The sequence below is a fragment of the Pantoea sp. E2023-21 genome, assembly GCF_051302795.1.
GTDB lineage: Bacteria > Pseudomonadota > Gammaproteobacteria > Enterobacterales > Enterobacteriaceae > Pantoea > Pantoea ludwigii_A.
Map to the genome: position 1 here is coordinate 776,202 of NZ_CP195344.1, position 19,285 is coordinate 795,486.

At 55.8% G+C, this 19,285-nt stretch carries 14 protein-coding genes; 7 read left to right on the forward strand and 7 right to left on the reverse strand.

The window, feature by feature from the left end; translation table 11 throughout:
* Positions 1–2: 2 nt before the first annotated feature.
* Positions 3–2,102: a TonB-dependent siderophore receptor gene (locus tag ACRQ84_RS03750; RefSeq protein ID WP_483817210.1), complete on the reverse strand. Its 2,100-nt coding sequence runs from the start codon at positions 2,100–2,102 to the stop codon at positions 3–5.
* 262 nt (positions 2,103–2,364) lie between these two features.
* Positions 2,365–4,044: an alpha,alpha-trehalase TreA gene (gene treA / locus ACRQ84_RS03755; RefSeq protein WP_064740936.1), complete on the reverse strand. Its 1,680-nt coding sequence runs from the start codon at positions 4,042–4,044 to the stop codon at positions 2,365–2,367.
* 207 nt (positions 4,045–4,251) lie between these two features.
* Between treA and ghrA the strand changes: the two genes are divergently transcribed.
* Genes ghrA through ACRQ84_RS03770 form a run of 3 tightly spaced genes read left to right on the forward strand, consistent with a single transcriptional unit; the run spans position 4,252 to position 6,539 of the window.
* Positions 4,252–5,190: a glyoxylate/hydroxypyruvate reductase GhrA gene (gene ghrA, locus ACRQ84_RS03760; protein WP_483817211.1), complete on the forward strand. Its 939-nt coding sequence runs from the start codon at positions 4,252–4,254 to the stop codon at positions 5,188–5,190.
* A 23-nt stretch (positions 5,191–5,213) separates the two neighbouring features.
* Positions 5,214–5,951 (forward strand): phosphatase, encoded by a 738-nt coding sequence (locus ACRQ84_RS03765; RefSeq protein ID WP_483817212.1) that lies wholly within the window; start codon positions 5,214–5,216, stop codon positions 5,949–5,951.
* A gap of 27 nt (positions 5,952–5,978) precedes the next feature.
* Positions 5,979–6,539 carry a TorD/DmsD family molecular chaperone gene (locus tag ACRQ84_RS03770; RefSeq protein WP_064740939.1) on the forward strand — a complete coding sequence of 187 codons (561 nt, stop codon included), beginning with the start codon at positions 5,979–5,981 and terminating at the stop codon, positions 6,537–6,539.
* A 3-nt stretch (positions 6,540–6,542) separates the two neighbouring features.
* Here the strand turns inward: ACRQ84_RS03770 and ACRQ84_RS03775 are convergent, their stop codons facing one another.
* The gene (locus ACRQ84_RS03775; RefSeq protein WP_483817213.1) at positions 6,543–7,904 is read right to left on the reverse strand and encodes a CoA transferase; all 1,362 of its coding nucleotides are present in this window, start codon (positions 7,902–7,904) and stop codon (positions 6,543–6,545) included.
* Positions 7,905–7,951: 47 nt separating this feature from the next.
* Positions 7,952–8,836 (reverse strand): DMT family transporter, encoded by an 885-nt coding sequence (locus ACRQ84_RS03780; RefSeq protein WP_064740941.1) that lies wholly within the window; start codon positions 8,834–8,836, stop codon positions 7,952–7,954.
* 190 nt (positions 8,837–9,026) lie between these two features.
* Between ACRQ84_RS03780 and ACRQ84_RS03785 the strand changes: the two genes are divergently transcribed.
* The gene (locus ACRQ84_RS03785; protein ID WP_483817879.1) at positions 9,027–9,752 is read left to right on the forward strand and encodes a glutamine amidotransferase; all 726 of its coding nucleotides are present in this window, start codon (positions 9,027–9,029) and stop codon (positions 9,750–9,752) included.
* Here ACRQ84_RS03785 and ACRQ84_RS03790 read toward each other — a convergent pair.
* Positions 9,740–10,303, reverse strand: coding sequence for a class I SAM-dependent methyltransferase (locus ACRQ84_RS03790; RefSeq protein WP_483817214.1), 564 nt, complete (start codon positions 10,301–10,303; stop codon positions 9,740–9,742). The genes ACRQ84_RS03785 and ACRQ84_RS03790 overlap by 13 nt on opposite strands.
* Before the next feature lie 237 nt (positions 10,304–10,540).
* Between ACRQ84_RS03790 and exaC the strand changes: the two genes are divergently transcribed.
* Together exaC and ACRQ84_RS03800 are read left to right on the forward strand one after the other, a co-directional pair.
* On the forward strand, positions 10,541–12,061 hold the full coding sequence (gene exaC, locus ACRQ84_RS03795; protein ID WP_483817215.1) for an acetaldehyde dehydrogenase ExaC: 1,521 nt from the start codon (positions 10,541–10,543) through the stop codon (positions 12,059–12,061).
* A 172-nt stretch (positions 12,062–12,233) separates the two neighbouring features.
* Positions 12,234–12,446: a hypothetical protein gene (locus ACRQ84_RS03800; RefSeq protein WP_064740944.1), complete on the forward strand. Its 213-nt coding sequence runs from the start codon at positions 12,234–12,236 to the stop codon at positions 12,444–12,446.
* A 102-nt stretch (positions 12,447–12,548) separates the two neighbouring features.
* Here the strand turns inward: ACRQ84_RS03800 and fumA are convergent, their stop codons facing one another.
* Positions 12,549–14,192: a class I fumarate hydratase FumA gene (fumA, locus tag ACRQ84_RS03805; RefSeq protein ID WP_064740945.1), complete on the reverse strand. Its 1,644-nt coding sequence runs from the start codon at positions 14,190–14,192 to the stop codon at positions 12,549–12,551.
* A 163-nt stretch (positions 14,193–14,355) separates the two neighbouring features.
* Positions 14,356–15,867: an anion permease gene (locus ACRQ84_RS03810; protein WP_064740946.1), complete on the reverse strand. Its 1,512-nt coding sequence runs from the start codon at positions 15,865–15,867 to the stop codon at positions 14,356–14,358.
* Positions 15,868–16,473: 606 nt separating this feature from the next.
* Here ACRQ84_RS03810 and ACRQ84_RS03815 point away from each other — a divergent pair.
* Entirely contained in the window at positions 16,474–19,254 is a 2,781-nt protein-coding gene (locus tag ACRQ84_RS03815; RefSeq protein ID WP_064740947.1) for a flavocytochrome c, read from the forward strand.
* The last annotated feature ends 31 nt before the right edge of the window (positions 19,255–19,285 follow it).

Here is a 19,285-nt window from a genome sequence, read left to right on the forward strand (position 1 = left end):
GCTTAAAAGTCGTAGCCCACCGTGGCCATCACGGTACGCTCAGCCCCGCGATAGCAGTAACCGGTGCCGTAACAGGCGGCCAGATATTTTTTATCGGTCAGGTTGTTGGCATTAACCTGCAGCCAGGCGCCTTTCAGCTGCGAATTCCACGCACCAAGATCCGCGCGTACCGACGCATCAAACAGCGTCACGGATGGCAAACGCGTAGTGTTCTCGTTATCGGCCCATTGCTTACCGATATAACGCACACCGGCACCGGCGCTCAAGCCGTAATCAAACTGATAATGCCCCCACAACGACGCCATGCTGTTCGGCGTGACATACGGCGTATGGCCTTCGTTACCGTCTACGGAATCCTTAAAGCGCAGATGGTTCAGCGTGTAGCCCGCGATGGTGCTGAAGCGCGGTGTCAGCTGATTACTCGCCTCCAGCTCAATGCCCTGCGAATGCACTTTGCCCGACGGCGTGTACGTGCCGTCCTGCACGTTGCGGTTGGCGACATCGTCCTGCGTCAGATCGTACACCGCGATCGAATACATATCGCGCGTGCCCACCGGCTGATATTTCACGCCCGCTTCATACTGCTCAGAGGTGGTCGGTTTCAGCTGATTGCCCTGCGGATCGGTTAATGAAGCTGGCGTAATCGCCTGGCTCCAGCTCACGTAAGGTGAAATACCATTGTCGAAGGCATACAACAGCGCGGCGCGGCCACTGATGTGATCGTCCTGACGACGGCTGGTGCCGTTTTCCGAGACGATGCGGTCATAGCGGCCCGATAAGTCCAGATGCCAGCGATCCAACTGCAACTCGTCCTGCAGATACAAGCCGGTCTGATAGTAGCGGCGCGTCTGCGATGTCCAGGAGAAGTCCGGCATGATGCCCACTTCTTCACCGTTCCACGCATTCAGCGCGCTGGCGGCGCCGCTGGCTTCAGTAATGTCGTTTTTATAGCGATGATACTCCGCGCCCAGCGTCACACGATGCTGGACCGCGCCCGTCGCAAAATCGGCCTGCAACTGGTTGTCGTTAGCCCATGCGCTGAGCGAAGAACGCTCGCCGGAGAAGTAGCGGTTCAACAGGTCTGGATTGGTGGCATTCCAGCCAATTTGATACACCTGATCGAGCTCGGTATTCGAGTGGCTATAGCTGCCGGTGGAGTGTACCGACCATACTTCGTTGAAGCGGTGGGAAAAGTCATAGCTATAAATCTGTTCACGACGCTTGAACTGATCGAGCGCGCTGTCGCCTTCGTAAAAGCCGTCGCTCAACGTGCGGCCATTGTGGCTGTAAAGCGTGCCTTCTGCTGGCACCGATCCATGATAGCCGCCAGAGGGATCTTTCTGCAGGTAGGCGCGCAACACTAAATTGGTGTCTTCACTTGGCTGCCACATCAGCTGCGGTGAAATCGCGTACTTCTCTTCACGCGTGTGATCGTACTGCGTATCGCTGTTGCGCGTGATGCCGGTTAAGCGAAATGCCCACTGATCGTTAATGGCGTTGGTGTAATCAAACGCAGCGCTATTGGTGGCGTTCGTCCCGCTCGACAGGCGGAAATGGCCCTCTTCGGCGAACTGTGGACGCTTACTCACCATGTTCACCAATCCACCCGGCACCGTTTGGCCATACAACGCGGAAGAGGGACCTTTAATCACATCAATACGATCGAGGAACCAATTATCCACCTGCAGGATGTTGAAGCTGCCGCCGTCACTCATGACGCGCAGGCCATCGAGGAAGGTGTTATCGACATCGCCGCCGTGGAAACCGCGCAGCGCGATGGTGTCGTAGCGCGTGGCCGCGCCGCCAAAGTTGGTGAATACGCCCGGCGTGTAGCCCAGTGCCTGATTAAGATCTTGTGCGCCCTGATCTTCCATTTGCTGACGCGTTACCACCGAGATGGATTGCGGTGTGGTAATCAGCGGCTGATCGGTTTTGCTGGCACCGCTGCTACGCGTGGCAAGATAACCCTGCGTCGGTGAGGTGGCGCTTTCTTGCGGTTGCGCCGTGACGACAATCGACTCTTCGGCGAAGCTGGCAGCCGGTAAAGCCAGCGCCAGCGCACACAGCACGCGGCCACGTTTAAGGGTAAACAGCGAGGTCATGAGAGGTTCCTGTTGTTTTAATGAGAATGACTATAGAAATTAGATTGAGAATTATTATCTTTTGCGAGGTGTGTTTCAAGGTGTGAATTTGTTGTAAGAAGGGTATGAGAAAAATGCACAAGGTGGCACGAAGCATCCGTAGCGGCGCAATTTATTGCGCATTCTTTGGATGGGCATAATGCCGCCATTATTACGCGCGATAAATCGCGCCGCTACGGATTGTGCGGTTGCCGGGTGTATTCACCCGGGCTAAGGAACAAGGTTACTTCGTGGAGGTTAACGCCGGCATATCAGGAATATCACCGGCGCTGTTACAGGTTTTGTCTTTCGGGCAGTACTTGTCGAGCAGTTTCAACGTCACGCCATTGGTCCAGCCGAAACCATCCTGCAACGGATACTCACCGCCGCCTCCGCCGCCCAACTGTGCGCCTTCAACCACATACTTCTCCACCAGTTTGTGCTCCTTGTCATAGGTGGCTTGCACGTTTTGCAGGAAGCGCTGACCAATCTGCTGCGCCAGTTTCGGTTGGTTATAATGCTCCAGACCTTCCACCGCCACCCATTGTAGCGGCGCCCAGCCGTTTGGCGCATCCCATTGCTGGCCGTTATTCACCGTGGTGGTCACCAGTCCGCCCGGTTTCAGCAGCTGTTTCTCCACCGCTGCAGCGGTGCGTGCGGCTTGCTTGTCGCCGGCCAACTGCATATAGAGCGGGAACAGCGTCGCGGCGGTCAGCTGTGGGTGAACCTGCTTCTTCTGGAAGTCGTAATCGGCGTACCAGCCTTTTTTGTCATCCCAAAGATAGCGATTGATCGCGGCCTGACGTTTCTCGGCATCCGCCGCAAACTGTTTGGCTTTGTCATCCTGCTTGTCCAGTTTGGACGCTTTAGACAATGTCTGTTCGAGGTGGAACAGCAGGCTGTTGAGATCGACCGGTGCCAACTGCGTGGTGCGGATGGACGCCAGATTGTGCGCATCAGTGAACCAGCGCGAACTGAAATCCCAGCCTGACGCCGCACCCGCGCGCAGATCGCGATAGACCTGCTGCTTGTTGCGCTCTGGCGCTTTATTGGCAGTGTTAACGTCATCCAGCCAGGATTCGGTACGCGGCGCATCGCGATCGTCCCAGTAGCGGTTGAGCAGCGTGCCGTCGCTGAGTTTGATCACACGTTTGCTGGCCTGTCCGGCAGCGACTTTGTCGCTGTCCGCCATCCAGTAATCGTACTCTTTCTGCAACTGCGGCAGGTATTGGCGATAGACATCGTCGCCTTTATGCGTCGCCAGCAGGTCAACCATCAAGCTGAAGAACGGCGGCTGCGAGCGGCTGAGGTAGTAACTGCGGTTGCCGTTGGGGATATGGCCATATTTATCGAGTTCGGTGGCGAAGTTTTCCACCATATCCTGCACGCGATCCCAGTGACCGCTCTCCGCCAGACCGAGCATGGTGAAGTAGCTGTCCCAGTAATAGACTTCGCGGAAACGGCCGCCAGGCACGACGTAAGGTTTTGGCAGCGGCAGCAGCGAATCGTACTGGCTGGCGCTCTGCGCCGTGCGCGTCAGCACCGGCCATAAACCGTTGATGTGCTCACGCAGGCTTTGCCCGGCAGGCGGCACATATTTGTCTCCCTCTTTTGGTAGCGTGAAGTTGCTATCGACAAAGTGCTTGAGATCGAAGTTGCGCTGGTTTTTTTGCATCTGCCAGTCGGCCAGAATCGAAGAGGGATTAGATTTCGGCACCGCATCGGCGAAGGTTTTTTGGTCCGGATAAAATTTAGCCTGCTGTACCGCATTGAACAACGGTCCCAGGCGCACATCCGGTGGCTGCGGTTGGTTGCTGAGCATGCGGCTTTGATCGTCGGCGTGCGCGGCGCTGGCACCGGCCAGCAGAGCGGCGCTCAGTAAAAAGGTCAGACGCGCGGGCGTGAATACGGCATTTTTTATCATCGGTTTTTCTCCTTGTCCGAAAAGGTGGTGTGCTAACGCATTGACCACCCGAACAACTTTAGTCGCTATCGCGCCGCTTAGCCTCGCACAGCGGCGGAAATGTGAAGCACCCGGAATTAATCACGCGAGAAATTGCATCAAGGCTAAGGTTTTTGCTTGCCCTGTTCGGCTATTTGCCTGAGGCTTAAGCAAAAAAAGGAGAGTCGTATGGAGATTATCTGGTATCACCCGTCGCTGGCGCCCCAGGGCTGGCTCGACGGCTTGCATCAGCGTTTACCGGGGGCGCGCGTGCGCTGCTGGCAGCCGGACGACACTGCACCGGCCGATTATGCCGTGGTGCGTTCTCCGCCGGTTGAAATGCTGGTGGACCGCCCGCTGAAAGGCGTGTTTGCCATGGGCGCGGGCGTGGACGAAATCCTCAAACAGCTGCGCGATAATCCGCGGATGCTGGCAGACGACGTGCCGTTATTCCGTCTGGAAGATACCGGCATGGCGCGCCAGATGCAGGAGTACGCTAACTGGTGCGTGCTGGGCTGGTTCCGCCGTTTCGCTGAATATCGTCAACTGCAGCAGCAGGCGCAGTGGCAGGAGCTGGACGGCTTCGATCGCGAGAACTTCACCATTGGCGTGCTCGGCGCGGGCGTGCTGGGGCGTAGCGTGCTCGAAAGCCTGCGTCAATGGGGCTTCCCGCTGCGCAGCTGGAGCCGTTCGCCGAAGCACATCGACGGTGTGCAAAGCTTCCATGGCCGTGAACAGCTTGATGCCTTCCTGAGTGGCACACAGGTGCTCATCGACCTGCTGCCCACCACGCCGGAAACCACAAATTTAATCGACAGCTCCTTGCTCAGCGCATTACCGCAAGGCGCGTACTTCCTTAACCTGGCGCGTGGCGCACATGTGGTAGAGGACGATCTGCTGGCGGCACTGCATTGTGGTCAACTGGCGGCTGCCGCGCTGGATGTGTTTCAGACCGAGCCATTGCCGCAGCATCATCCGTTGTGGTCTCATCCGCATGTCACAATCACGCCCCATACTGCGGCCATTACTTTGCCTGGCGAGGCGATGGATTACATTGCGGATGCCATACTTGCGCTTGAGCAGGGTAAACAGCCGGGCGGTTTGGTTGATCGCCAACGCGGCTATTAATGCACATTGGTCAGGAGATGAAGATGTATCCCGTTGATTTACATATGCACACCGTTGCCAGTACGCATGCTTACAGCACGCTGCACGATTATGTGGTGCAGGCAAAACAAAATGGCCTAAAGCTATTCGCGATTACCGATCACGGACCCGATATGGCCGATGCACCGCACCACTGGCACTTCATTAATATGCGTATTTGGCCGCGCGTGATTGATGGCGTCGGCGTACTGCGTGGTATTGAAGCCAACATTAAAAATCAGCAGGGCGAGATTGATTGCAGCGGCCCGATGCTTGATGCGCTGGATCTGATTGTCGCAGGCTTCCATGAACCGGTTTATGCGCCGCGTGACAAAGCGCATCACACTGAAGCGATGATTGCCGCGATGGCCGGCGGGCTGGTGCATATCATTTCCCATCCAGGCAACCCGAAATTCCCGGTAGATATCCGCGCGATTGCTGAAGCCGCCGCGCATTATGATGTCGCGTTGGAAATCAACAACTCCTCCTTTACCCATTCGCGTCCGGGCAGCGAACCGAATTGCCGCGCCATTGCCGAAGCGGTACGCGATGCCGGTGGCCGTCTGGCCTTTGGCTCAGATTCACACACGGCCTTTACGCTGGGACATTTTGAGCACTGTCTGCGCATCACCAGCGCAGTGGATTTTCCTGAAGATCGCGTGTTAAATGTCACGCCGCGTCGCCTGCTCGATTTCCTCGAACAGCGTACCGGCAAACACATTGCTGAATTTGCTGATTTTTAACTTTTTTGCCTCAAGGAATTCTGTTGCATGAATGAGTTTTCCATTCTCTGCCGCGTTATCGGCTCGCTGTTTAATCGCCAGCCGCAGGATCCGCTGCTGGTACCGCTGTTCACTCTGCTGCGTGAAGGCAAACTGCAACAGCAGTGGCCGCTGGAGCAGGATGAACTGCTGACGCGTCTGCAGCAGAATAGCGATCCGCAGGCGCTGGCCGCCGACTATAATGCGCTGTTTGTCGGCAGCGAGTGCAGCGTGCCGCCTTATGCGTCACAGTGGCCGAACGGTGTCGCTGAAGCGGACGTGCGTGCGTTCCTCAGTGCTCGTGGCATGCCGCTGAGCGAAGCGCCAGCCGATCACTTTGGCGTGCTGCTGCTGGCGGCATCGTGGCTGGAAGATCAGTCGGCAGAAGATGAATCCGCCGCGCAGCTGGCGCTGTTTGATGAGTACCTGCTGCCGTGGTGCGGCGCGTTCCTGGGCAAAGTGGAAGCGCATGCGACCACGGCGTTTTATCGCACGCTAGCGGCCTTGAGCCGTGAGGCGATTCAGGCGATGTACGACGAGCTGAACGAAGAGCAGGGCGACGAAGCCTAATCGTTACCAGCTTGCTGCGCTGCTACCGAGCTTCACGCCCGGTGTCGCGCAGATCATTGGCGTGCCGGGCAAATAAGCCGCGGCACGCAATCTCTCCGCAATGCCCCACTGATTGAACTCAACGCTGCTCAGCACATCATCACGCTGCGCATGAATACCGTTTTGCGCATTCTCTGGCGCGGCACCGCACTGCTGCAACAGCCGCGCGGTGCGGGCCAGCGATAAACGTGCCTGCCAGCCGACGCCATGGCGTAAACGCTGACGCAAACCTTCCAGCACCGTGGCGGCTATCAGGTAACCGGTGGCGTGATCAAGCGCCTGCACCGGCAGCGGCGTTGGTTTATTGCTGCCGCTCCAGTGCATGCCCTGTTCGGCGATGCCGCAGCCCATCTGTACCAGACTGTCGAATCCGCGTCGGTTGCGCCAAGGCCCGCTCCAACCCCATGCATTCAGGCTTACATCGACTAAGCCAGGCGCGAGTTTGCGGCGTGCATCGGCATCCAGCCCGAGTTTTTCTAATGCATCAGCACGATAACCCTGTACCAGCACATCGCTATGCTGCAACAGGTGGCGCAGCTGTTCACGCCCGGCGCGCGATTTGATATCAAGCCGCGCACAGCGTTTGCCGCAGGTGATCTCCTCTTCCAGCGTCGGTTCGTGCCAGTCGGGCGGATCGATGCGCAATACCATGGCGCCGAGGCTGGCAAGAAAGCGCGTCGCCACCGGCCCGGCAATGATGCGGGTGAGATCCAACACCCGCACGCCGAGCAACGGGCGCGCGGGCGATAACGCCCAGGCTGGGATCGCTGCTTCACCGTTTGCCTGCTGCGCGATCAGCGGTTCCTGTTGCACGGCGCGGCCTTGTGGATGCTGCAACCATTGCGCTTCGCTACGCATCTGCGCGGCGCAGCCGCCGGCATCAATCACCGCCTGTTCCAGCGTAGTGGCGGACCAGCGTGCGACCGCGGCGGCCAGCGAGGCACGATTCGCATGCTGACCAAGCACGCGCTCCATCGCCGCGCGATGATGAGCCGCATTGGTGTGCAGACGGATCCAGCCGTCAGCGCAGGCATAATCACCGGCGAATTCGTCCCACAGAGCAGCGGGCGGGCGATTGAGCGGGATCAGGCTGTGTTGAAACCAGCGCGAGGCGAGACGCACGTTGACGCTGACCGGCGTGGATTGACCGAGCAGATCGCTCAGCGCCTGGCAAGCGAGGCCCGTGCTGGTGGCCGCCAGTTCGCTCACGGCGAAGGCAGACGAGAACGTATCGGGCTGGAGAAAGGTAAGCGCGGGCAGCGGGGCCGTGCCTCGCAATCCCTGCCACATTTGCTGCCAGAGTGCGGCAGCACGTTGAGAATCCATGTTGAGTCTCCGGATAACGCGCGAGACTCAAGCATAGCAGAGGGAATTTAACGGCGGCGTAAGCGCGGGAAACGCGCGTGCATGCGCAGGTTACGCAGGTTAATCACCGCAATCGCGGTGCCCAGCACCACCAATGAGGCGCCGAGGATTTTGAAGCTGTTCATGCTGTCGCCGAGCACCAGCACGCCCATCAACACCGCCAGCACCGGCGTCAGCAGCGAATAAGGCATGATCAGGTTGACGTTGTACTTCTTCAGCAACGCGTACCACAGCGTATAGGCCACAATCGACGAGGCGAGGGCGCTATACAGAATGCCAAACCAGCCGCGCCAGCCCGCGTGGCTTAACGCGTAAATCTGGTTTGATTCGGTGAGCCATGAGGCCGCGCCAACAATCGGCACCGCGAGGAAGGAGATCCAACCGGTGAGCGTGAGCGGCTTAATCGGCGGCGATTTTTTTACAATCATATTGCTGATTGCCCAGCCGAAGGCGCTGCACAGCAGAATGCATAGCACCCACCATGCCGGAATGGTTGGGCTGCCCGACAATACTGCGACGCCACTCAATGAAATTGCGATGCCGATCAGCTGTATCAAGCGCAATTTCTCTTTCAGAATCACCATCGCCAACAGCATGGCAATCGGCGTACCGAGCTGCACCACGATGGCGCCGGTACCGGCATCGGTGTAACGCATGCCAACAAACAGCAGCGAGAAGTGCATAAAGCCGAAGGTGAACGCCAGCGTCAGCAGCCACGGCAGCTGTGCGCGCGTGATGCGACAGAAAGGCACCAGCACAATCGCCACCACGACAAAGCGCATCCAGGTGAGAAACAGCGGAGGAAGTTCCAGCAATCCCCACTTTACCGCTACGTTATTGAAAGCCCAGATGGAAACCACCATCAAAACCATAAGTAAATGCCGCACTGCCACAATGTCTTCCTTCACGGGTAATCAGAATTATCACCGGCTAATGATGGCATGAAGCCAGCGAATTCGGGCGCTACCGACGACTTTTTTTTCGAGGGAGCATTAGCTCATGCAGGAAAAAAATAAGACATGTCGGTAATTTACTGTCAGAGTAAACGTCCGAAAGGCGACCATAATGAGGACCGTATTCGGCATGACACATACCCGCGCTTTACCTCTTGCTCTGATTCAACTCGACGTTCCGCCGCCGCAGGTGGTGGCGCAAATTGGTGAACAACCCCGGTGGTTTATCGACGCGCTGCAGCTGCAGCCTGATGACTATGTGATTGTGCGTCCGCATCTGGGCGATGATTTACCGACTTTTGGCCGCGTCAGTGGCGCGATCCTCAGCGGCTCCTGGGCGATGGTCACCGATCATGCTGACTGGAGCGAACGCACTGCCGCCTGGATTCGTGGCGCGCTGGAGGCGGATCTGCCGCTGCTTGGCGTGTGTTACGGACACCAGCTGATGGCGTATGCGCTGGGTGGCAAAGTGGGCGATAACCCCAATGGCTGGGAGCGAGGACTTAAGTCGCTGACGCGCAGCGCGCAGGCGAACAACGATCCGTGGCTGGCTGATTTACCGGGCGAATTTCAGGCGTGGTTGTCACATCGGCAATCGGTGTTGACGCCGCCGCAGCATGCGCAAGTGCTGGCAAGCTCGGCGCTGGATAGCTGTCAGATTTTGCGTTATTCACCTCAGGCGATGTCGGTGCAGTTCCATCCGGAGTTTACCCACAGCATCATGACCGCCTGTTTGCCGGCGGAGGTGAGTGACGATGGGACGCCGTTGGCGGGCGAAGATTGGTCGCGCGAATTATTGCGCAGCTTCTGGCTGCAAACGCGGCCGCAGCCGCGCGTGCAGGCTCAGGGCGCGTAGTGACGCGTGCAGCGATAAACCCATGCGGGTGGCATATTTTTTAGCACCCGCTGGCGTTCCCAGGTGAAGTAGCGTGACAGATTCGGTTGGGTAAACGAGGTGTATTGAAACTGTACAAATACGCCGTGGGGACCCAGCGCATCATGCACCGCACTGAGAATGTTGTCGCGCGTGGCGGGCGGCAGTGACAGCAGCGGCAAACCAGAAAAAATCACGTCATATTCCCCGGCGAGATATTCCGCCGAACAGGCGCGCACCTGCATGCGTGTGTCGGGCAATCCACGCAGACTTTTCACCAGTTCCGGGCAAATTTCAAACACATCAAGCTGAGCTTGCGGCGACATGCGCGCCAGCACGTGGCGGGTGAGCACGCCATCACCGGCGCCGAGTTCGGCGATACGCAGGCTGTTATCCCAATTCACCGCATCACACATGGTGCGGCACAGCGCGGCGGAAGAGGGCGTGATGCTGCCCATTTTGCGCGGGTTGCGGATAAATTGCTGAACAAAGTTCGCTTTGGCGCGCATTAACGTCAGGGCTGAAGCCAACATCTGTTTCTCCTGGTTAGTATCCTGCTTCATATTGACCACATATTTCGCCCATGTTCCGCTTTTTGCTGCATATGTGGGAAAACTCGGATTTATCTGTAGGTCACGCCGTGCGCCATATTTCCCTCGGCGCGGTCACAGTTTCCTGTGCGGCGATCTGACAGGCTGGCATTGATCGCTCAATGTTAATAACAGGTTTCTTAGTTGTTAATCGCCACTCTGTCCGCAAGGAGAAACACCATGCGTTACGCTGCTCCGGGAGAACAAGGTTCTCTCATTACTCTGCAATCGCGTTATGGCAACTTTATCAACGGCGAATTTGTTGCGCCGGTTAACGGCAACTACTTCGTCAACACCTCACCGATTAATGCTTCCACCATTGGCGAGTTTCCGCGTTCGGACCGCGCTGATGTCGATAACGCCGTGGCTGCCGCGCAGGCCGCCGCTGATGCGTGGGGCAAAACCTCGCCGCAGGCGCGCTCATTGGTTTTGCTGAAAATTGCTGACCGGCTGGAAGAGAATCAGGAATATATCGCGGTCAACGAAACCTGGGATAACGGCAAGCCGGTACGTGAAACCCTGGCGGCGGATCTGCCGTTGGCGGTAGATCACTTCCGTTATTTTGCTGGCTGCGTGCGTGCACAGGAAGGTACCGCCGCTGAAATTGATGAGTTTACCGCCGCTTATCACTTCCACGAGCCGTTGGGCGTAGTAGGGCAAATCATCCCATGGAACTTCCCACTGCTGATGGCGGCATGGAAACTGGCGCCGGCACTGGGCGCAGGTAACTGCGTGGTGCTAAAACCGGCCGAGCAAACGCCGCTGTCGATTACGCTGTTTATGGACGTGATCAAAGATCTGCTGCCGCCGGGCGTGATTAACGTGGTGCACGGCTACGGTAAAGAAGCGGGTGAAGCGTTGGCCTCGCATCCGGGCATTGCCAAGATCGCCTTTACCGGTTCAACCGCCACCGGCGGTCATATTCTGGAGTTGGCAGCAAAAAGTCTGATTCCCTCTACCGTTGAACTCGGCGGAAAATCGCCGAATATCTTCTTCGAAGACATCATGGATGCCGAAGAGAGCTTCATCGAGAAAGCCGCAGAAGGCGTGGTGCTGGGCTTCCTCAATCAGGGTGAGGTCTGTACTTGTCCGTCACGCGCGCTGGTGCAGGAATCGATCTTTGAACCGTTTATGGCCGCGGTGATGAAGCGCATCAAAACCATCAAACGTGGCGATCCGCTCGATACCGAAACCATGATTGGTGCGCAGGCGTCGCAGCAGCAGTTCGATAAAATCCTTTCCTATCTGGAGATTGCGCAGCAAGAGGGCGCACAAGTGCTGCATGGCGGCGGCGTAGAAAAAATTGGTGAAGAGTTTGCCAGCGGTTATTACATTCAGCCGACGTTACTCAAAGGTGACAACAGCATGCGGGTATTCCAGGAGGAGATCTTTGGGCCGGTAGTCGGCGTGCTGACGTTTAAAGATGAAGCGGAAGCGCTGGCTATCGCGAATGACTCGATTTACGGTCTGGGTGCAGGCGTCTGGACGCGCGATATCAACCGCGCCTATCGTATGGGCCGCGCGATTAAAGCCGGTCGCGTGTGGACCAACTGTTATCACCTCTATCCGGCCCACGCGGCGTTTGGCGGCTACAAGAAATCAGGTATCGGCCGTGAAACCCACAAAATGATGCTCGATCATTACCAGCAGACCAAAAACCTGTTGGTGAGCTATAGCACGCAACCGCTGGGTTTCTTCTGATGGCTAATGGCAGCGGGGCAATCCTGCTGCCTTTTCATCTGCCGGTCATCTTGCTGGGGCAAGATAATGGCGTCACAAGAAATTTCTGATGAAACGACATCATTAAGCCAGGTCTTGTGTTCTTTAAAGAGGGCAATTCGGCAAAATGCCACACCAATTTTAAGGAGAACCCATGAACACGTTGTATAACTTCCTGGAACAGCATGATGAGATGCTGGACGGTGTGGAACAAAATATTATTACTGTTAATCTGCCTGGCCGTCAGGTGGTGTATGTGATTGGTCAGAATGATGCTGACCTGCTGCTGGAAGTGAAGGCGCGTGAAATCGCCACGGCACAGCGCATGGAAACGCTGCGTCAGCTGGAGAGTCAATTCCGTTTTTAACGCTGCTACCTACCTTATTCGATGAACTCTTCGCCAGACATATCGCAATAAAAAAGCCGCTATCGCGATGATAACGGCTTAAGAAATGGCACGCGGGAAATATTACTTCACGCAGGCGGCACAGTTATTGTGGATCTGTTGGAAGAAGTCATTACCTTTGTCATCCACCAGAATGAAGGCCGGGAAGTTCTCCACTTCAATCTTCCAGATCGCTTCCATGCCCAGTTCGGCATACTCCACGCATTCCAGACTCTTAATACTCTGCTGTGCCAGCACCGCTGCCGGACCGCCAATGCTTCCCAGGTAGAAACCGCCGTGTTTCTGACACGCATCGGTCACCTGTTTGCTGCGGTTACCTTTGGCCAGCATCACCATACTGCCGCCGTTGGCCTGCAGCAGATCAACGTAGGAATCCATACGGCCTGCGGTGGTGGGGCCGAGGGAGCCAGAGGCGTAACCTTCTGGCGTCTTCGCCGGACCCGCGTAATACACCGGATGATCTTTAATGTACTGCGGCAAACCCTCACCGTTATCAATACGCTCTTTTAACTTCGCGTGGGCAATATCGCGCGCCACAATGATGGTTCCGTTCAGCGACAGGCGGGTTGAGACGGGATAAGCTGACAGCAGGGCCAGAATTTCGCTCATCGGCTGGTTCAGATCAACCTGTACCACTTCGCCTTCGCCCTGCTGACGCAGCGCTTCCGGAATATAGCGGCCTGGATTGTCTTCCAGCTTCTCAATCCAGATGCCTTCGCGGTTGATCTTGGCTTTGATGTTACGGTCTGCGGAGCAGGACACGCCCATGCCAACCGGGCAAGATGCGCCGTGACGCGGCAGACGCACCACACGGATATCGTGCGCGAAGTATTTACCCCCAAACTGTGCGCCCAGGCCCAGCTCCTGCGAGGCTTTCAGCAACTCTTCTTCTAGCTGCACGTCGCGGAAAGCCTGGCCATGTTCGTTGCCTTCGGTCGGCAGCGAATCGTAGTAATGCGTTGAGGCCAGCTTGACCGTTTTCAACGTGCTTTCTGCGGAAGTCCCACCAATCACAAACGCGATGTGATAAGGCGGGCAGGCTGCGGTGCCCAGCGACATCATTTTGTCGACCAGATAATTTTTCAGCTTCGCGGGGGTAATGAGCGCTTTGGTTTCCTGATACAGATAGGTTTTGTTAGCGGAACCGCCACCTTTCGCAATGCACAGGAATTTGTATTCGTCACCATCAACGCTGTACAGGTCGATTTGCGCCGGCAGGTTGGTGCCGGTGTTCACCTCTTTATACATATCCAGCGCGGCGTTCTGAGAATAGCGCAGGTTATCTTCAATAAAGGTGTTGTAGACGCCTTGTGATAGTGCGGCTTCATCGCCGCCGCCGGTCCAGACGCGCTGACCTTTCTTGCCCATGATGATGGCGGTGCCGGTATCCTGACAGGTTGGCAACACGCCTTTGGCGGCAATTTCCGAGTTGCGCAGGAACTGCAGGGCGACGTATTTGTCGTTCTTGCTGGCTTCGTCATCGGCAAGAATCGACGCGACCTGCGCCTGATGCGAGGCGCGCAGCATAAAGGAGGCATCATGGAATGCCTGCTTCGCCAGCAGCGTCAGCGCTTTGGGATCGACTTTGAGCACCTCTTCGCCATCGAAGTTAGCCACAGAAACGTAATCGCGGCTCAGCAGATAGTATTCGGTATCATCTTTGGCGAGAGGAAAGGGATCTTGATAATAGAAGGGTTTGTTCGACATGTTGGCTCACTTAGCTTCGTGTAGCCCGCCAGCATGACGGGCGACAAATTAGGCGTTCTGTTATTTGGTTTTCTCTCGCCAGCCCTCCGCAGGGCTGACTGGCGAGTATCATAACATTTTCACGGTAATGCGCGGCTCCGTTTTTAACATCGAAGCAACATCATCAGAACATCATCACCATCCATGGATAGGCGACAACCATCAGAAGAACCAGGAACAGCGCGCCGAAGATGGTACCCAGACGCCAGTAATCTTTAGTTGGCAGATAGCCGCTACCATAATAAATCGGGCTTGGGCCGGTGCCGTACGGGGTGATAATGCCCATCACACCGAGAGAAACACACATCATCAGACAGAACACCGGCATATTGATACCCGGGATAGAGGCAGCAATGGTCAGCATCGCGGGCAGCAGCGCGGTGGTGTGCGCCGTGGTACTGGCAAACAGGTAGTGCAGCAGGTAGAAGGCAATTAACAGGACCACCGCTGAAACCTGTGGATCGTAGCCTTGCAGCAGCATCGCACCTTCTTTACCCAGCCAGGCAATGAAGCCCACACGGGCTAAGCCATCGGCCAGCGCGACCAGTGTGGCGAACCAGGCAAAGGTGTTCCAGGCGGCTTTATTGCTGGTGATGTCGTTCCAGTTCAGTACACCGGTCCACAGCATCAGTACGATGACCAACAGCGCGGCCATCGCGGGCTCAATCCATGCGGTGGCGAAGATCCACATCATCAGCGCAGCAACCACGAAGCCCAGCAGCAGAATTTCATTGCGTTTCAGCTTGCCCAGTTTTGCCAATTCAGCGGTCGCCCAGCGTGGCACTTCATCATTGACTTTCACTTCTGGCGGATAAAGCCAGTAAGCCAGCAGAGGCATGGTAAGAATCAGCAATACACCCAGCGGCAGGAAGGCGAGGAACCACATGCCCCACGAGATATCAAAGCCCACCACACTTTTCACCAGCGCCAGCGCCAGCAGGTTAGGTGCCAGAGCAGAAAGGAACATCGAACTGGTGATACACGCGGCGGTGATAGCAACCCACATCAGGTAAGAACCGATCTTACGCGCGCTTGGGTCATTCGGTTTTGAACCGTAGAGCGGCGGCAAGTTAGCAATGATGGGATAAATGGTACCGCCACTGCGCGCCGTGTTTGACGGCGTAAACGGGGCCAGCAACAGGTCAGCGAAGGTGATGGCGTAACCGAGCGTCAGGCTGCGGCGACCCAGATATTTCACCAGAATCAGCGCCAGTCGGCGGCCAAACTGGGTTTTATCGTAGCCCGCGGCGAACATAAAGGCACCGAAGATCAGCCAGACCGTAGAGTTGCCGAAACCGCTTACTGCCCATTTAAAGGACTGTGCTGCCGTTTTGAACTTGGGATCGGCCAGTTCCGCCGGGCTAAACAGCACCCATTGGCTGCACAGCGCAATCACCACCACGCCGGTCAAACCGATAACGGCGCCCGGCAACGGCTCGAAAATCAGTCCCACAATAACCCCGACAAAAATCGCGAAGAAGTGCCAGGCGTAAGGTTCCAATCCCGCAGGAGTCGGTACCAGCAGCAACAGCACAGCCACAATAATTGGCAGGCACAACATAAACAGGCGGTTCTTTTTCCCCGGCGCCGGAGGGGGCGCTGTTAGGGATTCACTCTGGGTTGTTTGTGTGTTCATAGTTTTGGTCTGCAAGTTATGGAGAATGCGTTTATACGCCCCGAACTAAATGGTTTTTTAAGTTACAAAACCCTTGTAGCAGATTAGCCGTGACATTTAAAACTGAGTTTTAATAAATCGCTGATTTCAAAATTCGATACGCGAATTATCTATTGAATGTGAATATGATGCGATTAATTAAAATATCTATTTTGATCCAGATCAATAAAATTTATCGGTGGTTTTTTTGCTTTAAGCATGCGCCTGTTAATAAATGAACCATAAGGTGAAAATTAACTGTGCAAGGCAAACGAAACGCAACAAATCAAGCAAAAAACAGAGAAGGGCGGTGATTTATCTTTATGATAAGACTGGTTTTGTTTTAAATGTAAGGAAAAAGTTGATTTTTGTCAAGTCTTGGTTAAAACTTAGCGGAACGCAGCTTTCAGCAATTAGCATCAAATATTATTTTCATGCGTAAAACTTATATAACTAACGAATAAGGTTATGTAAGTAAATTAAATGGTATATTTATGGCATGAAGTCGGACCACTCAAATAAATATAAAATTCCTCCGAACTGCCAAAGAATTGAATACAAAATTTCTTAATTCTGGAGTTGCTCATCATGAATACGCTCACCCCGATTCTTAATCCGCTGACATTGCCGAAAGGTGCGGTGCTTAAAAACCGTTTGGTTATGGCCCCCATGACCACCTGTACCGGCTATTACGATGGCGGTGTCACCAGTGACCTTGTCGAATATTATCGCGTCCGTGCCGGTAGCATCGGCACCGTTATTGTTGAATGCTGCTTTGTCGATAATCGCGGCCCTGCATTCCCTGGCGCGCTCGGTATTGATAGCGATAACAAAATCCCCGGCCTGGCGAAAATCGCCCATGCCATCAAATCACAAGGTTCTAAAGCCGTTCTGCAGATTTATCATGGCGGCCGCATGGTGGAACCCGCGCTGATCGGCGGTAAAACGCCGGTTGCGCCCAGCGCCATTGCCGCACCGCGTGAAGGTGCAACCACGCCACAAGCGCTGACTGCAGAAGAAGTGGACGTGATGATCACCAAGTTTGGTGACGCAGTGAACCGTGCGATTAAAGCCGGCTTTGACGGCGTAGAGATCCACGGTGCGAATACCTATTTGATCCAGCAGTTCTACTCGCCAAACTCTAACCAGCGTGACGATAAATGGGGCGGCAGCCGCGACAATCGCGCCCGCTTCCCACTCGAAGTGTTGGAGATCACCCACAAAATGGCTGACCGCTTCGCCGCGGCAGACTTTATCATCGGTTATCGCTTCTCACCGGAAGAGCTGGAAGTACCGGGCATCCGCTGGGACGACACGCTGTATCTGCTGGAAAAACTGGCGGAACGCGGTCTGGATTACGTTCACTTCTCTGTCGGCCAGTTGCTGCGTCCGTCGATTGTCGACACCAAAGACCCAACGCCGCTGATCACCAAATATCTGGCGCAACGCTCACCCAACCTGGCGAAAGTACCGGTTATTGGCGTTGGCGGCATCGTGAATAAAGAAGATGCCGAGAACGCGCTAGAGCACGGTTTCGATCTGGTTGCCGTGGGTAAAGCCTGCATCGCCTATCCGGACTGGACCGATCGCGTTATCAAGAATCAGCACATGGAGCTGTATATCGACAGCACCAAGCGCGAAGAGCTGACCATCCCGGAACCACTGTGGCGCTTCTCGCTGGTGGATGCGATGATCCGCGACGTCAGCGATACCGGCCGTAAATACAAAGCCGGCGTCTATCAGGCGAAAGTGGAAGCCGAAGCGCTGAAGCTGAAAATTAACGTGACGCTCGACACCGACCGTATTACCGACATCTCGCTGGTGCCGGATCCGAGCCTTGACGTCGACTTCACCAGCACCTTTGAAAGCCTGCGTGAGCGCATTCTGGTGGCGAACAGTCCGCATGTCGATGCCATTACCGGCGCCACCACGCAGAGTGAAGCGCTGAAAAAAGCGGTATCGCGTGCCATGACCACCTCAAGCAAAGAGTATGTGATTGAAGAGGGCGGTAACCCGAACGCACCGGTGAATTATGATGTGGTGGTAGTAGGAACCGGCGGTGCCGGTCTGGCGGCGGCGATTCAGGCACATGATGATGGCGCCCGCGTGGTGATCATCGAGAAGATGCCAACCATCGGCGGTAACACCATCAAAGCGTCGGTTGGCATGAACGCGGCAGAAACCCGTTATCAGAAGCTGAAAGGCATTGAAGACAGTAAAGAACTGTTCTACGAAGAGACGCTGAAGGGCGGAAAATTCAAAAACAATCCGGTGCTGCTACGCGAGTTTGTTGAGCAGGCACCTGAAGCGATTGAATGGCTGGCGGCGAAAGAGATCGAGCTGTGTGACATCACTATCACCGGCGGCATGAGCATCGATCGTACGCACCGTCCGGAAGATCGTTCTGCAGTCGGCGGCTTCCTGATCAGCGGCCTGGTGAAGAACGTTAATCAGCGCAATATCGAAGTGCTGCTGGAAACCTCGGTGGCAGAAATTCTGGTGGAAAACGGTGCGGTCAGCGGCGTGAAAGTGGTCGATGAGTACAACGATAGCCGCATCATTAACGCTAAAAGCGTGATTGTCGCCACCGGCGGTTTCAGTGCTAACCGCGAGATGGTGGTGAAATATCGTCCTGAGCTGGACGGCTTCGTGACCACCAACCATAAAGGTGCCACCGGCAGCGGCATCGCGATGTTGCAGCACATCGGTGCGGATACTGTCGATATGGGCGAAATCCAGATTCACCCAACGGTTGAGCAAACCACGTCGTACCTGATTTCCGAAGCGATGCGCGGTGGCGGGGCCATTTTGGTCAGTCAGGCGGGCCAGCGTTTCTACAATGAAATGGAAACCCGTGACAAAGTTTCCGCTGAGATCATCGCGCTGCCAGAGAAAAGTGCGTGGATCGTGTTTGATGAGCAGGTACGCGCCAATAACAAAGCGGCTGATGAGTATATCGCCAAAGGTTTCGTGATCAGCGCACCGACGCCGCACGAGCTGGCAGTGAAACTCAATATGGATCAGGAAGCGCTGCAAACCACGCTCGGTCGTTACAATGAGTTTGTGGCGAAGCAGGATGACGAAGACTTCGGTCGTAAAACCGCGCTACGTCACCCGCTGAACAAAGGTCCGTACTTTGCGATTCGCATCGCACCGGGCGTGCACCACACCATGGGCGGCGTGACAATCAACACCGATACCGCGGTGCTGGATGCGCAGAAAGCGGTGATTCCAGGCGCCTGGGCGGCAGGTGAAGTGGTGGGCGGTATCCACGGCGCGAACCGCATCGGCGGTAACGCGGTGGCCGATATCATCATCTTTGGTATCAAAGCCGGTCACAATGCCGCTAAACTGGCGCTAGGACACTAAGTTGTAAAGATGCCCGCCTTGTGCGGGCATC

What these genes read in the sequence shown, in the direction of transcription:
- ACRQ84_RS03750 (WP_483817210.1), bottom strand. Translation starts at nt 2,102, where the DNA reads ATGACCTCGCTGTTTACCCTTAAACGTGGCCGCGTGCTGTGTGCGCTG.
- treA (WP_064740936.1), bottom strand. Translation starts at nt 4,044, where the DNA reads ATGATAAAAAATGCCGTATTCACGCCCGCGCGTCTGACCTTTTTACTG.
- ghrA (WP_483817211.1), top strand. Translation starts at nt 4,252, where the DNA reads ATGGAGATTATCTGGTATCACCCGTCGCTGGCGCCCCAGGGCTGGCTC.
- ACRQ84_RS03765 (WP_483817212.1), top strand. Translation starts at nt 5,214, where the DNA reads ATGTATCCCGTTGATTTACATATGCACACCGTTGCCAGTACGCATGCT.
- ACRQ84_RS03770 (WP_064740939.1), top strand. Translation starts at nt 5,979, where the DNA reads ATGAATGAGTTTTCCATTCTCTGCCGCGTTATCGGCTCGCTGTTTAAT.
- ACRQ84_RS03775 (WP_483817213.1), bottom strand. Translation starts at nt 7,904, where the DNA reads ATGGATTCTCAACGTGCTGCCGCACTCTGGCAGCAAATGTGGCAGGGA.
- ACRQ84_RS03785 (WP_483817879.1), top strand. Translation starts at nt 9,027, where the DNA reads ATGACACATACCCGCGCTTTACCTCTTGCTCTGATTCAACTCGACGTT.
- ACRQ84_RS03790 (WP_483817214.1), bottom strand. Translation starts at nt 10,303, where the DNA reads ATGTTGGCTTCAGCCCTGACGTTAATGCGCGCCAAAGCGAACTTTGTT.
- exaC (WP_483817215.1), top strand. Translation starts at nt 10,541, where the DNA reads ATGCGTTACGCTGCTCCGGGAGAACAAGGTTCTCTCATTACTCTGCAA.
- ACRQ84_RS03800 (WP_064740944.1), top strand. Translation starts at nt 12,234, where the DNA reads ATGAACACGTTGTATAACTTCCTGGAACAGCATGATGAGATGCTGGAC.
- fumA (WP_064740945.1), bottom strand. Translation starts at nt 14,192, where the DNA reads ATGTCGAACAAACCCTTCTATTATCAAGATCCCTTTCCTCTCGCCAAA.
- ACRQ84_RS03810 (WP_064740946.1), bottom strand. Translation starts at nt 15,867, where the DNA reads ATGAACACACAAACAACCCAGAGTGAATCCCTAACAGCGCCCCCTCCG.
- ACRQ84_RS03815 (WP_064740947.1), top strand. Translation starts at nt 16,474, where the DNA reads ATGAATACGCTCACCCCGATTCTTAATCCGCTGACATTGCCGAAAGGT.